The organism is Lysinibacillus sp. RC79 (assembly GCF_041262405.1).
GTDB lineage: Bacteria > Bacillota > Bacilli > Bacillales_A > Planococcaceae > Lysinibacillus.
In genome coordinates this window covers 1-15522 of the sequence record NZ_JBGCCD010000033.1, presented here as the reverse complement: position 1 = coordinate 15522, position 15522 = coordinate 1, and the positions used below count along the sequence as shown (strand labels likewise).

Here is a 15522-nt window from a genome sequence, read left to right as displayed (position 1 = left end):
ATTCTCTAGTGTTATTGTACAGCGCTAGGGGATTTTTTTACGGTTTTAGTAATGAAAATAAGGTGGAAAACATACAATAATTGTATGTTTGTTTATGCGTATTTATTTCTAAAATTCTACTTTATGTGAAATAAATTCTCGTAACTTTAAACAAAATCTACTTTGGTGCTAGACACTAATTTTTGGGAATGCTATATTAATGGTGTCATAGTTTTTTTATAATTAAGAAAAATCAGGTTTCGTCATCGAGCGATGGGATGGCATTTTGCTAAAACGTATGTCATATGCGTAAGTTGATTTCCGTTCCGAATGAACGCCCAAGGAAAGCGCCCAGCCGGAACGGAAATCAACCCATGCTATGGCGATGACCCAAAACTTTTTCTAATTATAAGGAGTGATGGAGTAAAGAGTTATAAGAAGGATGATAGATGCCTATGGTAAAGAAAACGTTAAAACAACGCATTGTTGACGCTTCTGTAGTGCTATTTCAGGAAGATGGCTATCACAATGTCACTGTTGATCGCATTGTTGAATATATTGGTGCATCAAAGGGTGGATTTTATCATAATTTTAAATCGAAAGATGAATTGTTGTATGAAATTCACGATGTATTTATTTCATATGTTATTAAACAGTCACAGGAGGCATATGACAAATACGATACACCGATTACACGTTTATGTGCAATGCTACAAACACTGACCCAAGTATTTGATATGTACCAAGCACATATTACTGTTTTTTATGAGGAAAGTCGTTCATTACCAGAGGAATATAGTGAAATTATTCATAAAAAACGAGATCAATATCGGGATATTTTACAAAAAGTCATAGCGGAAGGCCAGCAAACAAAGGATTTTCGTACAGAACTACCTTGCACTATTGTAACGATGGCTATTGTTGGGATGATTAACTGGACATACAAATGGTTTAAGCAATCAGGTCCATTAACAATGGAGGAAATTACAGAAGTATTTACGGATATGGTATTGCGTGCGATTGTCACTGAACAAGCAATGGAAGAAGCAGTTCAATTTATGATCAAGGAGAAGCCAGCAGAATAAACTGGTTTTATCTTCATTCAGCAGAAGACTTCCACCTCTAAAGGTGGAGAGATGAATGATGATGTAGTTCCTTTTTCAGTAGGTATCCAAACACCCACTGAACGAAGATAAAGCTTCCGGCGGATGTCACGGATTTTCAAAGGAATGAATTGTGCAGGCACAATTCAAAATCCGGACGCAATTACGCCAAGGCGAAATTGATTAACATTTAAAACAAACCGACTAGTCGGTATTTGTGCAATTGACATCTGAACGAAATCTGCTATGGCACATTAAACATTAGGGGGACTGGGGATGAACTTTGAACTAACGAAAGAGCAAGTGATGATTCGAGACATGGTGCGTGATTTTGCTGAAAATGAAATTAAACCGTATGCTCGTGAGGTTGACGAGACATCGACGATGAGAATAGAGAGCTTTAAAAAGATGGCAGAGCTAGGCTTATTAGGGATCCCGTTTCCTGAAGAGTATGGCGGTTCAGGCGGAGATACGGTTTCCTATGCACTTGCTGTTGAAGAAATCGGTCGTGCATGTGGCGGTACAGGATTAAGCTATGCAGCTGCAGTTAGCTTAGGTGCTTCGCCTATTTACAATTTTGGCACAGAGGAGCAAAAGCAGGAATGGCTTGTTCCGTTAGCGAAGGGGGAAACATTAGGTTCGTTTGGTCTAACAGAGCCCAATGCAGGTTCAGATGCTGGTGGGACACTTACAACAGCTGTCATTGATGGTGATGATTACATCATTAATGGTGAAAAATGCTGGATCACAAACGCTGGCTTTGCACGCCAAATTATTGTGACAGCAGTGACAGGTAAACGTGAAGATGGTAAAAAAATTATCTCATCTATCATTGTACCAACCAACACTCCTGGCGTAACGATCAACTGCAATTACGACAAAATGGGTGTACGTGGCTCCAATACATGTGAGATTATTTTGCAAAATGTTCGTGTACCAAGGGCTAATCTTTTAGGGGATGAAAAACGTGGATTTAGCCAATTTTTAAACACGTTAGACGGTGGGCGTATTTCCATTGCTGCATTATCTGTAGGAATTGCACAGGCAGCTTATGAGAAAGCGTTAAAATACGCAAAAGAACGTGAACAATTTGGTGCACCAATATCGAAACTACAGGCAATACAATTTAAATTAGCTGATATGGCAATGGAGATAGAGCTTGCACGTACGTTAGTACATAAGGCGGCATGGCTTAAAGATCAAAAGAAACCGTTCGGGAAGGAAGCGGCAATGGCAAAATTATTTGCTTCTGAAATGGGCTTCCGCACTTGTAATCAAGCCATTCAAATTCACGGCGGTTCAGGATATATGAAAGAATACGACGTAGAGCGTCATCTGCGTGACATTAAGTTAATGGAAATCGGTGAAGGAACGTCTGAAATTCAACGTCTCGTTATTTCTCGTCTAATTGGCTGTTAATTTGGCTGTTAATTATCTTAAATGGCATAAATAAGGAGGGTTTTCATGGCAGAACTTGTGTATCAAACTATTGGTCAATTGCTAGATGAACAATCTGAAAAGTATCCACAGCGGGAAGCATTAGTGTATGCAGACAGGGATTTACGTATGACCTACGAGGAGCTCAATCGGCAAAGTCGTTTAGTAGCTAGAGGGTTGATGGCTCTTGGCATAGAGAAGGGCGAGCATATTGCAGTATGGACGACCAATGTCCCGGAATGGGTACAGCTGCAATTTGGTACAGGTAAAATGGGTGCCCCTATCGTAACTGTCAACACTAATTATCGTTCAAGCGAGTTGGAATATTTATTGAAGCAATCCGATGCAAAAACGATTATTTTAATTGAAAATTATCGAGACCATTCTTTTCTGAATACACTGCAAGAGTTATGTCCAGAGCTTGAACATTGTGAACCAGGTAATTTGCAATCAAAGCGACTACCTTTATTGAAAAATGTTATTTTAATTGGCGAGACAAAATACCCTGGAGTGCTAAACTGGTCTGATGTTTTATCTGCTGCAGAGCAAATAACAGAGGAGCAATTAGATCAAAGACAGCAAGCACTTCATTATGATGATGTTATTAATATTCAATATACTTCGGGAACAACAGGTTTTCCAAAAGGTGTTATGTTAACGCATTATAACTTAGTCAATAATGCGATTAATATTGCAGAATGTATGCGTTTAACTTCTGAAGATCGCTTGTGCATCCCTGTGCCATTCTTCCATTGCTTTGGCTGTGTAATTGGAACATTAGCGATTACTACTAGTGGCGGGACGATGGTGCCAGTTCAGGAATTTTCACCTACTGAGGTGCTAAAAACGGTTGAAAAAGAAAGATGTACCGCGCTACATGGCGTACCAACGATGTTTATTAGTGAACTGAATTTACCGAATTTTGAGTCTTTTGATCTATCAACGTTGCGTACTGGAGTAATGGCTGGTTCTAACTGTCCTATTGAGGTGATGAAGGCCGTTATCGACAAAATGGGGATGAAGGATGTTACTATCTGTTACGGACAAACAGAAGCCTCACCTGTTATTACACAAACGAGAGCAGATGACCCGCTATTGTTAAAGGTAGAAACGGTTGGCCGTGCATTGCCGAATCTGGAAGTTAAAATCGTCGTTCCCGGTACAGACGAAGAAGCTGCGCCGAATGAGCAAGGGGAGCTATGTACGCGAGGCTACCAAGTCATGAAAGGTTACTATAAAAACCCAGAAGAAACGCTTCTTGCAATAGATGAGGATGACTGGCTGCATACTGGGGATTTGGCAACGATGGATGAGGCGGGCTATGTACGTGTAACAGGTCGTTTAAAAGATATGATTATTCGTGGTGGTGAAAATGTATCTCCTCGAGAAATTGAAGAGTTCCTTTACACACACCCAAAAATTGCAGATGTACAAGTTGCAGGTGTTCCTGATCCTGTTTATGGAGAGGAAGCGGCAGCTTGGATCATTTTGCGAGAAGGAGAGCAGGCAACAGAGGAAGAGATTCGGGATTATTGTCGGGATAAAATCTCCAGACATAAAATTCCACGACATATTTTCTTTATCGACGACTATCCGATGACTGCATCAGGAAAAGTTCAAAAGTATAGATTGCGAGAGAGTTTTGGTGCAACAGTGAAGTAAAAAGGGGGCCAGTGTTATGTTCAAGAAGGTTTTAATTGCAAATCGTGGAGAGATAGCAAGGCGTGTTATAAGAACATGCAAACGACTAAATGTTCAAACAGTTGCGGTATATTCCGAGGCTGACGCTGAAAGTTTACATGTTAAGGAAGCGGATGAGGCGTTCTGTATCGGAAAACCACCTGTTGCACAAAGCTATTTAAATATTGATCGTATTCTTGAAGTGGCGAAGGAAAGCGGTGCTGACGCTGTTCATCCCGGCTATGGCTTATTATCAGAAAACGCTGAGTTTGCTAAACGTTGTACAGAGGCCGGTTTAGTGTTTATTGGGCCGAGCGCGGATGTTATTGCTTCGATGGGTAGTAAATTAGAAGCTCGGAAAACAATGAAAGCAGCAGGTGTACCGATAGTTGAAGGCGTAGAGGCACCGGTGAAAGATGTAACAGAAGCTATTGAAATTGCTTCCCGTCTAGGCTATCCCATTATGTTAAAAGCCTCTGCTGGTGGTGGAGGTATCGGGATGCAGCTCGTTGACAATGCAGAGGAATTAGCAAAAGCCTTTGAAGGGAATCAAAAGCGGGCACAGTCATTCTTTGGTGATGGCACGATGTATATGGAACGATTTATTGCTAATCCTCATCACGTCGAAGTACAAATTATTGCAGATCATGATGGCAATGTCGTACCGCTATTTGAACGTGAGTGCTCGATTCAACGTAGAAATCAAAAAGTAGTTGAGGAAGCGCCATCTCCTTTCATTTCTGAAGAAACAAGAAAAAGTATGCTAGATGCGTCAGTCAAGGCAGTTCAGCATATTGGCTATGTGAATGCTGGAACGATTGAGTATTTAGTAGATGCAGAGCAAAACTTTTATTTCTTAGAGATGAATACTCGTCTACAGGTGGAGCATCCAGTGACTGAGGAAATTACAAAGCTGGATCTTGTAGAGGAGCAATTAAAGATTGCGGCTAAACAACCATTAGCATTTACTCGCGATAGCATAAAAAGAAAAGGGCATGCGATTGAAGTACGTATCTACGCCGAAAATCCTTCGACCTTTTTCCCTTCTCCAGGCACAATTACGGCTTTTGAATTACCTACAGGTGAAGGTATTCGCCATGAATGTGGCGTAGAGGCTGGCACTGCGGTAACACCTTTTTACGATCCAATGATTAGCAAATTAGTAGTGTGGGGAGAAACACGAGCAATTGCATGTGAAAGACTTACTGAGGCACTTAAAGCGTACAAAGTAGAAGGCATTCAAACAAATATTCCGATGCTGCTGAAAACAGTCACACATGAACAATTTTTAAAGGGCCTTACAACAACTAAATTTGTAGATGAATATTATTTACCTCAATTAGCAGAGACGAAATAAAGCCTCCAGACGTATTGTTTAATTGTAGCGAAAGCGAAGCGACAGCAACAAATGTTTATCTGTGCGAAAGCGAAGCGACAGCAACAAATGTTTATCTGTGCGAAAGCGAAGCGACAGCAACAACATCAATTCACTATGGAGAAATTAATAAAAAGCATTCGCACTTTACCATTAGTGCGAATGCGTTATATGAAATTACATACGGATATCCGTACATTCATACATTTGGAGGGATTTACAATGGCAACAGTTAAAGCGAGCATGGCAGGAACAGTATGGAAAATCGTTGTAGCAGAGGGCGAGAAAGTGACAGTAGGACAAGATGTGGCAATTTTAGAGTCGATGAAAATGGAGATTCCTATTGCAGCAGAAGAAGATGGCGTAGTAACAAAAATCATTGTGAACGAAGGGGATTTCATTAACGTTGATGATGATATTTTAGAAATCGAATAAGGAGGCTTCTTTATGCAGCTACCAGAGCATGTAACGTTAAAGGAAGTAGGTCCTCGTGACGGTTTGCAAAATGAGAAAATGCATCTTGCAACTGCCGATAAAGTACAGCTAGTGAATTTACTTAGCCAAACTGGATTGAATTATATCGAGGTAACGTCTTTTGTGCATCCGAAGTGGATTCCACAGCTGGCAGATGCAGTGGAGGTACTTCAAGCCATTAAACGCCAAAAAGATATAACGTATGCGGCACTCGTACCGAACATGCGTGGCTTAGAACGTGCATTGCAGGCTGAAGTAGATGAAGTGAGCGTTTTTATGTCGGCAAGTGAAAGCCACAATCAAAGCAATATAAATAAAGCGATTAATGAAACATTTCCGATATTAGAGGAAGTAGTTGTAGGAGCAAAGGCAGCGCATAAAAATGTCCGAGGCTATATCTCAACGGCGATTGGGTGTCCATATGAAGGCTACATACAACCAGAAAAGGTTTTGCGAGTAACAGAAAAATTATTAGAAATGGGTGTCGATGAAATTTCACTTGGTGACACGATTGGTGTTGGTGTACCGACACAGGTGGAAAGTCTTTTAGAAGAATTGTTAAAAAGATACCCTGTGGAAAATTTTGCGATGCATTTTCATGATACACGTGGCACGGCACTAGCGAATATTGTTAAATCTTTAGAAATGGGAATTACCAAGTTTGATAGCGCACTTGGTGGGCTTGGAGGCTGTCCATATGCCAAAGGAGCATCAGGTAATGTAGCCACGGAGGATTTATTGTATTTATTAGATGGAATGGGTATTAAAACGGGTGTAGAACTGAATAAAGTGCTAGAGGCAGCGTTATTTATTGAACAGAAACTAGGGAAAGCAGTTGCCTCTAAACAAATGGCGATTGCCCGTAATGAAAGGAGTGCAAGTCAATTATGACGCAACTCGTTCGTTTTGAATTATTAGATGGTTGCATTGGGCTTATTACACTTTCCAGACCTGAAGCTGCGAATGCAATGTCTGTACAATTACTCCAAGAACTGAGCACGACACTCGACAACATAAATGGTGATCCGGCAGTGCGAGTCGTCTTACTAACAGGAGCAGGGGAAAAAGCTTTTTGCGCAGGAGCAGATTTAAAAGAGCGTAAAGGGATGCCAGACCGACAAGTAAAGCAGATTGTGCAATTAATCGGGGCAACAGTAGCGAAAGTAGAAGCACTCGCTCAACCAGTTATCGCCGTATTAAATGGTGTTGCTTTTGGTGGCGGGCTCGAACTAGCGTTAGCCTGTGATTTACGTCTTGCAGCTACACATGCAAAGATAGGCCTTACAGAAACATCTCTCGGCATCATCCCAGGGGCAGGAGGCACACAACGACTTCCGCGACTAATTGGCATTGGAAAAGCGAAGGAATTAATTTATACAGCACGTCGATTAAATGCAGAGGAAGCAAGAAGCTACGGTATTGTAGAGTATGTTCATGAGGGACATGAAGTATTTGAAAAGGCTCAGCAGCTTGCGCTCGAAATGGCAAAAAATGCTCCGCTTTCTTTAGTACAGGCGAAAATCGCAATGAATCAAGGTGTTGAAGTAGATTTAGCTACTGGTTTAAAAATCGAATCACTTGCATATAATGCTCTGATTCCTACAGAAGATCGATTAGAGGGCTTACTAGCTTTCCAGGAAAAGCGAACACCGCAATACTTAGGGAAATAGAAGCTCTGATGAAGGATTTTGAATGGTTTTAAAGTAGGATTCTACAAACAATAAAATCCAAGCACATCATCAAAATTTAGGGCTATATTTTTTAAAAGTATGCCATATGTATAAGTTGATTGGAGTGGAGGTTGGGCGACTCCTTGGGGATCAGCGCCACAGATGAGACCCTGGAGCGAGCAACGCGAGTGAAGCGGCTCATCGGACGCCCCCAGGAAAGCGCCCAACCGGAACGGAAATCAACCCCACGCTATGGTGATGAACCGATTATTGCAATGTAAGGAAGAAGTTATACGAAGTGCTATCGCAATTATGCTAAGGCGTAACCGAATGGGCAAAAGGAGGAATTAAATATGAGCAATGTACCGACAGAAAATACAACTAAAACAATGAAGGAACAAATTTTAGCAGGTGGTCTACCAAAATATCACGATAAAAATGCACAACAAGGAAAGCTATTTGTACGTGAACGACTCGAATTATTATTAGATGATGGGCTGCAATCAGAGGATGGTTTGTACGCAAACTGCTTAGCTGGGGACTTACCGGCAGATGGCGTTGTAACAGGAATCGGTAAAATCCATGGCCGTACTGTTTGTGTATTAGCAAACGATTCGACGATTAAAGCTGGCTCTTGGGGTAAACGTACAGTAGAAAAAATGATTCGTATTCAAGAAACAGCAGAAAAGCTAAATTGTCCATTACTGTATCTAGTCGATTCAGCAGGGGCGCGTATTACAGATCAATTAGAAATGTTCCCTGGTCGAAGAGGAGCAGGACGTATTTTTTATAATCAGGTAAAGCTTTCTGGTAAAATTCCTCAAATATGCTTACTGTTTGGACCTTCGGCAGCAGGAGGTGCATATATCCCTGCATTCTGCGATATTGTAGTCATGGTAGAGGGTAATGCATCGATGTATTTAGGATCCCCACGTATGGCGGAGATGGTGATAGGTGAGAAGGTAGATTTGGAAACAATGGGTGGGGCGAAAATGCATTGTTCTGTTTCCGGTTGCGGAGATGTGCTTGCTAAAACGGAGCAAGAAGCAATTACCTATGCTCGCAAATATTTAAGCTATTTCCCGAATAACTATGCAGAGCGCAGTAAGGTAGAGGCTCCAAAGCCACCAGCTTCATTTGAGAAATCGATTGAGGAACTAATACCAAAAAATCAAAACGTACCTTTTGATATGTATAAGTTAATTGAACGTATTATTGATGAAGATTCGTTTTGTGAAGTAAAAAAATTATTCGCTTCAGAATTAATTACAGGACTCGGACGCATTAATGGGCAATCCGTTGGAATTATTGCCAATCAACCGCGCGTAAAAGGGGGCGTTTTGTTCCACGATTCAGCTGATAAAGCAGCAAAGTTCATTTCACTTTGTGATGCGTTTAATATTCCGCTTCTTTTCCTTGCAGATGTACCAGGCTTTATGATTGGTACGCAAGTTGAAAAAGCAGGGATTATACGCCATGGTGCGAAAATGATTTTTGCCATGAGCGAGGCGACCGTTCCAAAATTAACAGTCATTGTTCGTAAGGCATATGGTGCAGGGCTGTATGCGATGGCAGGACCTGCTTTTGAGCCAGACTGCTGTATTGCGCTATCCAACGCGCAAATTGCTGTAATGGGCCCAGAAGCTGCGGTCAACGCAGTATACGCAAATAAAATTGCTGAACTCCCAAAAGAGGAACAGGCAAGCTTTATTGCAGAGAAACGCAAGGAATATCAAGAGGAAATCGATGTCTATCGTCTAGCTTCAGAGCTGATCATTGACGATGTTATTGAGCCAAATGATTTAAGAAAAGCACTTGAATCACGTTTAGAGCTCTATATGTCAAAATATTTATTATTCTCAGAACGTAAGCATGGAGTAAATCCTGTATAAAGTCTGAAATAATGCTGTCTCAGTTTAATTGAGGCAGCTTTTTTTTGTTCATCATAGAAAGTCGATGATGATATCTTGCTAAAATTTGTTTATTCATCTCTTTTCTAATTGAACCTGGACAAACGTATAGTATAGGGGGATAGAGTACTCCTAATGTGCGAGTATGCTTTAAAACGCTTTACCCATCTTATTATTACCACTTGCATGGGGAAGAGGGGCATATTAAAATTATGAGAGGATACAGGGAAGTAGGTGGTATAGGCATGACAAAAAATAATATACAGGGTAGTGCCAAGCTACCATTACCTTATCGTTCATTGATAGATACATATTATTTACCAATCAAAATAACAGGTTGGATATTTTTTTGTATTTATTCCATTATAGCTTTTTATAAACTGGTCATTGATCGTCTAGTGAATGTAGTCATTATTTTATTCAATGGTGAATATTCTTTTGATGAATTAGGGTTGTTTGATTATAGTAACTGGCGATTAACTACAAATTTTGTTCCCTTTGATACAATTCTTCGCTATATAAATTACTCTCAGTATTTTAATTTTGATATCATTATCATTAATTTACTCGGCAATTTATTAATATTTACTCCAATGGGCTTTTTACTTCCATTATTATCGAAAAAGTTTCGTAAAGCTCGGACAGTTATTTGTATAGGCTTTTTCTCTAGCTTAGCGGTAGAAACTATCCAATTTATTTTTACAGTTGGGTCAGCAGATGTGGATGATTTAATTTTAAATACACTTGGAGCATGGCTCGGTTACTTAGCCTATAAAAGTATACTTATTAAACCTAAAAAAGATAGATAGAAACAGTCCTTGCTGAAGGGCTGTTTTTTTAGTAGTGAATTAACATCATTTATAAAGTGATAACGGTAATATTTTTTATTGAAATTAAATATTGCAGTAATAAATGAATGAGAAAAACGGATTTAACTAAAGGTCTTTATACCTATTTAATCAAAAATGGAATATTCCTTTAGGAGCTTAGTATTAATTTGCTCTTGAATTTGATAAAGAAAATTCCGATAATTAGTGTAAAGAAACTGTTCAAACGGAATAGGTAAAGTTAATAGAAGATATTATCATATCTGTTATTTAACTTGCATATTAAATTAGAAAGCCGAGGTGAATTATATGAAACTATCCAATTTAATAGAACAAGAAAGAATTTCATCACACTATAATCGTAAAAAGATTTTACAACGAAAACAAGCAGGTGATGCATATCGAAAAAACTCACTGTATTTTCAGCCAAAGAAAAATCCGTTATTGCTTGAACTAGAAAATTTACTATTAGGGCATACAGATCAAGATCTCTATGAGCAACAAAAAGAGGAATCTAAAGAAGTCACGCCTCAACAGCAAGCGATCATTCAAGATTTGCAACAAACGAAAAAGAATGTGCTCGCTCATGAGCAAGTGCAAAAGCCTGAAGCTCTTGCATATTCACAACTAAAGCATGTAGATGAGGAAGCACCTATAGCAGATGAGGAGACGTTACAAATTCTAGAGCAGGTGCGGAATACAGCGCTAGCACCCACGCAACCATCACCACAGGATTTACGTGTAGCGGCAAGTGCAAATGCAATTCCACACATGCAAGCGCAACTAAATGGTCAAGAGGTAGAAAAAGGTGACAGTGATCCCGCTTTTGTGCGTGAAGTAATTGAAGTTAAAGTTCCAGAACGTTTTTCGAAGGAATTGAAATTAAATCCATTTGCGGATACAATTTTCGGTAAGAGTTATGCGGAGGCATTTAAGGCGCGAACATTTAAATACGCTTCTGAAAAATATGCCACTCATATTCAAATGGCGAAAGACGGCTATCGACCAGGAAATGACCCTATGTTCTCCATGATAGCCTAATGCTGCAGATGGGAGTTTTTTAATATGGCTAAGGCAAAACATGTGAAAACGAATGCTATAAGATTATTGGAGCAACAAAAAATACAGTTCGAAGTAATTGAATATGAGACTGGCGACGGCCAAGTTGACGGAATTTCGGTTGCTGAAAAAATTGGTCATCCAGTTTCTCGTGTTTTCAAAACATTAGTAGCAAAGGCAAGTGCACAAAAGCTTTTTGTATTTGTTATTCCTGTAGCAGATGAGCTTGATTTAAAAGCTGCTGCAAAGGTTGTAGGCGAGAAGAAAATCGACATGCTCCCTGTCAAGGAGTTACTCGACTATACAGGCTATGTACGAGGCGGATGCTCTCCAGTCGGCATGAAGAAGCTTTATCCAACTGTCATCGACGCGTCGGCTAGGGAGCAAGGAAGTATTATTGTAAGTGCTGGAAAAATCGGCATGCAAATCCACGTACAGCTAGATGATTTAGTCGCTGCGACAAAGGCAAAGCTCGCACCAATTACCACTACCCAAGAATGATGAATTGGGTAGTTTTTTTATTTAAGTTGTCAGGAAGTAAGAGTAGAAATGCTCAGGTAAGGTGAAGAACTGCTCGGGTAGGATAAAGAACTGCTCAGCTAAGCGGAAGAACTGATAGTACAATCGCTCAGGTGTTCAACTACATGAAAATTCCGCTTAGAGAAGTTGTTACTAGCTCTATTAACGCTATATACACATTGCATAAGATACTTTGTAGAATCTTTTCTTCAACGGAGACAGCCAAAATTCATACTTCAAGATTTTTGTGGAAAATAGGGTACAGTTAGAGCAATATCATACATAGAGAGAAGGATATGAAATGAGGAAAATTACGGGGTGGCGTTGGACGTTTTTTATTGGTGGCTTAATGGTGATGTCGCTTGGAATTACAATGTCCATTAAAGGGAAAATCGTAGGAACGAGCCCTTGGGATGTGTTGCATGTGGGTTTATTTCAGAATTTTGGTTTGTCAATTGGTACTTGGTCTATTTTAACAGGGCTTTTAATTGTTGTTTCAACTTCAATTATTTTACGAGAATGGCCAAAAATCGGGACATGGCTCAATATGCTACTTATCGGATCATTTATAGATGTTTTTAATTGGCTATTGCCGTCAACAAATATTTATGTCTTACAGATAACTTATTTTGTGGTGGGTTTATTTGTTTTAAGCTTTGGCTGTGGCATGTATATTGCACCGAATATGGGAGCGGGGCCACGGGATACAATAATGATGATTCTTGTTGAAAAATTTGGCGGGACGATTAAAACAGCACGAATGGGTATCGAGGTGCTTGTAACAATTTTTGGCTGGTTACTCGGAGGTCCTGTTGGCGTTGGTACTGTGGTCATTGCTTTAACATCAGGCTATATCGTGCAATATTCGTTACCTTATTGTCGTAAGGTATTAATGAAGTGTATTGGTAATATAGAGGGCATGAAGCCATTCTATTAAATAAGAAGCTACTTTTATTTGTAAAAAATAAAAGTAGCTCTTCATTTTTTAAAAGGTCCCTTCATATAATGCAAGGCATAAGATAAAGGGGGATCGAAAATTGAACGGAAATGTGACCTATTATTATGGACACGCACTGACTGGGCAAGGAGTTAAACATTTATATAAAGAAATGATGGAAGAGGCTGAATTAGTTTATATTTTGCAGGGTGCACCTACGTTTAAAGGATCAGAGCTTCTTAAAGAGCTTGGGTATTTTTATGTGAAGCAAGGCTTTGCGGTGGAATGGTTTAAGCATGCTTTGCTGGAGGATATTGTTGAGGCGGTGTATGTTCAAGGATGTAATCGACTATTTGTATGGTCATCGGGGTGGGGGATTGAACCGATTTTCCTTGGCACAAAGCATCGGGTGATGTCATTTTATGATTGCTTAGAAGAAATCCAGCTTGAAAGGGTTGGCGAACAGCTCGCTGATGCAATGACGGAACGAGAGTCATGGCGTGAGAAGTGTATTTCGAAGCTGAATAGTGCTATAAAGATCCATGATGATTGGGAAGTAGTCACACAGAGCTGTATGAACTGGCAGGCATTAAATGACCAGGTTGAAAATCTAAAAACAGATGTTTTCCAATCGATCGTCTTAAATAAAACAGGAATACGCACGCATCGTTTACTCGGAACATTAACACCGAGAGGGGCCGAAAATACAGTAGATAGCATAACGAAAAATGTAACTCGAAGATTGATGATCAAAGGGAAGCCAGGTACAGGTAAATCTTCTTTAATGAAAGGTTTAGCAGACGAAGCAAATACGAGAGGCCTCGATGCACAAATTATTTGGTGCGGCTTAGATTCAAACTCTGTTGATATGGTTATTATCCCGGAATTGAATTTCTGTATCTTTGATAGTACAGAGCCTCATATCTTTGACCCACAGGACGGAAGACTAGGGGATGAAATTTTCGATATAGGGAAACATTGCGCAATTTCACAGGAAGCAGGAGTTCAAATTGAAGATATTCGGGCAAAGTATAAAGAGGCGATGCAGGATGCAATGGGTTATTCGAAGCGTTATGCGGAAGCGGAATATACAGTCCGTCGATTAATAGATAATTGTCTATCATCATCTCTTTGGCGAGAAAAAACTGCCCCACTATTCGAAAGATTAACAAAGTAATTTTTCTAATAGCATGCTTGTGCTACACTAGGAGCTAGAAACAGTTTTCCTAGGAAAGGATGATACGCTTGTCAAAAGTATTGAATGCATTTTTAGATGAAAACCTACAAAACTTACATGAACAAGGCTTATACAATGAAATTGATCCAGTAGAGGGAGCAAACGGACCCATTATTCAGGTACGTGGCAAAAATCTAATTAATCTATCCTCAAACAACTATCTTGGCTTAGCAACGAATGAAGAATTAAAGCGTATTGCCAAAGAAACAATTGAGACATACGGTGTGGGGGCTGGAGCAGTCCGTACTATTAATGGCACACTTGATTTACACGTAAAATTAGAGGAAAAGCTTGCTGAATTTAAAGGAACAGAAGCAGCTATCTCTTACCAATCAGGTTTTAACTGTAATATGGCAGCTATTTCAGCTGTTATGGATAAAAATGATGCGATTCTTTCAGACCAATTAAACCATGCATCGATTATTGATGGCTGTCGTTTATCACGTGCAAAAATCATTGCCTTTAAACACTCAGATATGAACGATTTACGTGCGAAGGCAAAGGAAGCAAAAGAATCAGGCTTATACAATAAAGTCATGGTCATTACTGATGGTGTATTCTCAATGGACGGTGATATTGCAAAATTACCAGAAATCGTTGAGATTGCGAAAGAGTTTGATTTAATAACATATGTCGATGATGCGCACGGATCGGGTGTAACCGGTAAAGGAAAGGGCACTGTGAAGCATTTCGGTTTAGAAAAAGAAATTGACTTCCAAATTGGTACACTTTCTAAAGCAATTGGTGTTGTTGGTGGATATGTAGCAGGTAAGAAAAATTTAATTGACTGGCTGAAAGTGCGTTCTCGTCCATTTTTATTCTCAACAGCATTACCACCAGGTGATGTTGCTGCAATTACAGCGGCCGTGCAAATGCTGATTGACTCAACAGAGCTTCACGATAAGCTGTGGGAAAATGGCGATTATCTAAAAGCAGGTCTTGCTAAGTTGGGCTTTAATATCGGCGAATCGGAAACGCCAATTACACCATGTATTATTGGTGATGAAAAGCTTACACAGGAATTTTCACGTCGCCTATTTGAAGAGGGCGTCTACGCTAAATCAATCGTTTTCCCAACGGTTCCAAAAGGCACAGGACGTGTTCGTAACATGCCTACAGCGGCGCATACAAAAGAAATGCTAGACGACGCTCTAGCAATCTATGAAAAGGTCGGTCGTGAACTAGGCGTTATTCAATAAAAAATTGGGCTACCTCAATAGTAAAATGTACCCTATAAGATAGACACTTTCAAAAAGGTCATCTTATAGGGTATTTTTGTTTATAATGAAGAAAAAACGAGCGGTGGTTAATAGTA

The 15522-nt window shown here is 39.8% G+C and carries 14 protein-coding genes; all 14 read left to right on the top strand.

The genetic code is table 11. The features are described from left to right. Positions 1-434: 434 nt before the first annotated feature. Positions 435-1064: a TetR/AcrR family transcriptional regulator gene (locus tag ABH968_RS22520; protein WP_370047701.1), complete on the top strand. Its 630-nt coding sequence runs from the start codon at positions 435-437 to the stop codon at positions 1062-1064. A gap of 294 nt (positions 1065-1358) precedes the next feature. Beyond that, entirely contained in the window at positions 1359-2501 is a 1143-nt protein-coding gene (locus tag ABH968_RS22515; RefSeq protein ID WP_370047629.1) for an acyl-CoA dehydrogenase, read from the top strand. Positions 2502-2546: 45 nt separating this feature from the next. After that, complete coding sequence (locus ABH968_RS22510) at positions 2547-4181, top strand: AMP-binding protein (RefSeq protein ID WP_370047627.1); 1635 nt, start codon at positions 2547-2549, stop codon at positions 4179-4181. Positions 4182-4197: 16 nt separating this feature from the next. Then, complete coding sequence (locus ABH968_RS22505; protein WP_370047625.1) at positions 4198-5556, top strand: acetyl-CoA carboxylase biotin carboxylase subunit; 1359 nt, start codon at positions 4198-4200, stop codon at positions 5554-5556. 240 nt (positions 5557-5796) lie between these two features. Next, positions 5797-6009, top strand: a complete 213-nt coding sequence (locus ABH968_RS22500; protein ID WP_370047699.1) for an acetyl-CoA carboxylase biotin carboxyl carrier protein subunit — start codon at positions 5797-5799, stop codon at positions 6007-6009. Between the two features lie 12 nt (positions 6010-6021). Further along, complete coding sequence (locus tag ABH968_RS22495) at positions 6022-6939, top strand: hydroxymethylglutaryl-CoA lyase (protein ID WP_370047623.1); 918 nt, start codon at positions 6022-6024, stop codon at positions 6937-6939. Then, positions 6936-7718, top strand: a complete 783-nt coding sequence (locus tag ABH968_RS22490) for an enoyl-CoA hydratase (RefSeq protein ID WP_370047622.1) — start codon at positions 6936-6938, stop codon at positions 7716-7718. Before ABH968_RS22495 ends, ABH968_RS22490 begins: the two co-directional genes overlap by 4 nt. A 353-nt stretch (positions 7719-8071) precedes the next feature. Continuing rightward, positions 8072-9610, top strand: a complete 1539-nt coding sequence (locus ABH968_RS22485) for an acyl-CoA carboxylase subunit beta (RefSeq protein WP_370047620.1) — start codon at positions 8072-8074, stop codon at positions 9608-9610. Positions 9611-9873: 263 nt separating this feature from the next. Then, entirely contained in the window at positions 9874-10437 is a 564-nt protein-coding gene (locus tag ABH968_RS22480; protein ID WP_370047618.1) for a VanZ family protein, read from the top strand. A gap of 327 nt (positions 10438-10764) precedes the next feature. Continuing rightward, the gene (locus ABH968_RS22475) at positions 10765-11496 is read left to right on the top strand and encodes a hypothetical protein (RefSeq protein WP_370047617.1); all 732 of its coding nucleotides are present in this window, start codon (positions 10765-10767) and stop codon (positions 11494-11496) included. A 24-nt stretch (positions 11497-11520) separates the two neighbouring features. Then, positions 11521-12015, top strand: coding sequence for a Cys-tRNA(Pro) deacylase (ybaK, locus tag ABH968_RS22470; protein ID WP_370047615.1), 495 nt, complete (start codon positions 11521-11523; stop codon positions 12013-12015). 319 nt (positions 12016-12334) lie between these two features. Further along, positions 12335-12970, top strand: a complete 636-nt coding sequence (locus tag ABH968_RS22465) for a YczE/YyaS/YitT family protein (RefSeq protein ID WP_370047614.1) — start codon at positions 12335-12337, stop codon at positions 12968-12970. A 100-nt stretch (positions 12971-13070) separates the two neighbouring features. Then, entirely contained in the window at positions 13071-14147 is a 1077-nt protein-coding gene (locus tag ABH968_RS22460; protein WP_370047612.1) for a nucleotide kinase, read from the top strand. Between the two features lie 59 nt (positions 14148-14206). Beyond that, positions 14207-15406 (top strand): glycine C-acetyltransferase, encoded by a 1200-nt coding sequence (locus ABH968_RS22455; RefSeq protein ID WP_370047610.1) that lies wholly within the window; start codon positions 14207-14209, stop codon positions 15404-15406. Positions 15407-15522: the final 116 nt, after the last annotated feature.

Excerpts from the sequence above, each read along its gene's own strand:
- ybaK (WP_370047615.1), top strand. The coding sequence starts at position 11,521 with ATGGCTAAGGCAAAACATGTGAAAACGAATGCTATAAGATTATTGGAG.
- ABH968_RS22495 (WP_370047623.1), top strand. The coding sequence starts at position 6,022 with ATGCAGCTACCAGAGCATGTAACGTTAAAGGAAGTAGGTCCTCGTGAC.
- ABH968_RS22455 (WP_370047610.1), top strand. The coding sequence starts at position 14,207 with ATGATACGCTTGTCAAAAGTATTGAATGCATTTTTAGATGAAAACCTA.
- ABH968_RS22515 (WP_370047629.1), top strand. The coding sequence starts at position 1,359 with ATGAACTTTGAACTAACGAAAGAGCAAGTGATGATTCGAGACATGGTG.
- ABH968_RS22490 (WP_370047622.1), top strand. The coding sequence starts at position 6,936 with ATGACGCAACTCGTTCGTTTTGAATTATTAGATGGTTGCATTGGGCTT.
- ABH968_RS22475 (WP_370047617.1), top strand. The coding sequence starts at position 10,765 with ATGAAACTATCCAATTTAATAGAACAAGAAAGAATTTCATCACACTAT.
- ABH968_RS22510 (WP_370047627.1), top strand. The coding sequence starts at position 2,547 with ATGGCAGAACTTGTGTATCAAACTATTGGTCAATTGCTAGATGAACAA.
- ABH968_RS22520 (WP_370047701.1), top strand. The coding sequence starts at position 435 with ATGGTAAAGAAAACGTTAAAACAACGCATTGTTGACGCTTCTGTAGTG.
- ABH968_RS22485 (WP_370047620.1), top strand. The coding sequence starts at position 8,072 with ATGAGCAATGTACCGACAGAAAATACAACTAAAACAATGAAGGAACAA.
- ABH968_RS22480 (WP_370047618.1), top strand. The coding sequence starts at position 9,874 with ATGACAAAAAATAATATACAGGGTAGTGCCAAGCTACCATTACCTTAT.
- ABH968_RS22500 (WP_370047699.1), top strand. The coding sequence starts at position 5,797 with ATGGCAACAGTTAAAGCGAGCATGGCAGGAACAGTATGGAAAATCGTT.
- ABH968_RS22465 (WP_370047614.1), top strand. The coding sequence starts at position 12,335 with ATGAGGAAAATTACGGGGTGGCGTTGGACGTTTTTTATTGGTGGCTTA.
- ABH968_RS22505 (WP_370047625.1), top strand. The coding sequence starts at position 4,198 with ATGTTCAAGAAGGTTTTAATTGCAAATCGTGGAGAGATAGCAAGGCGT.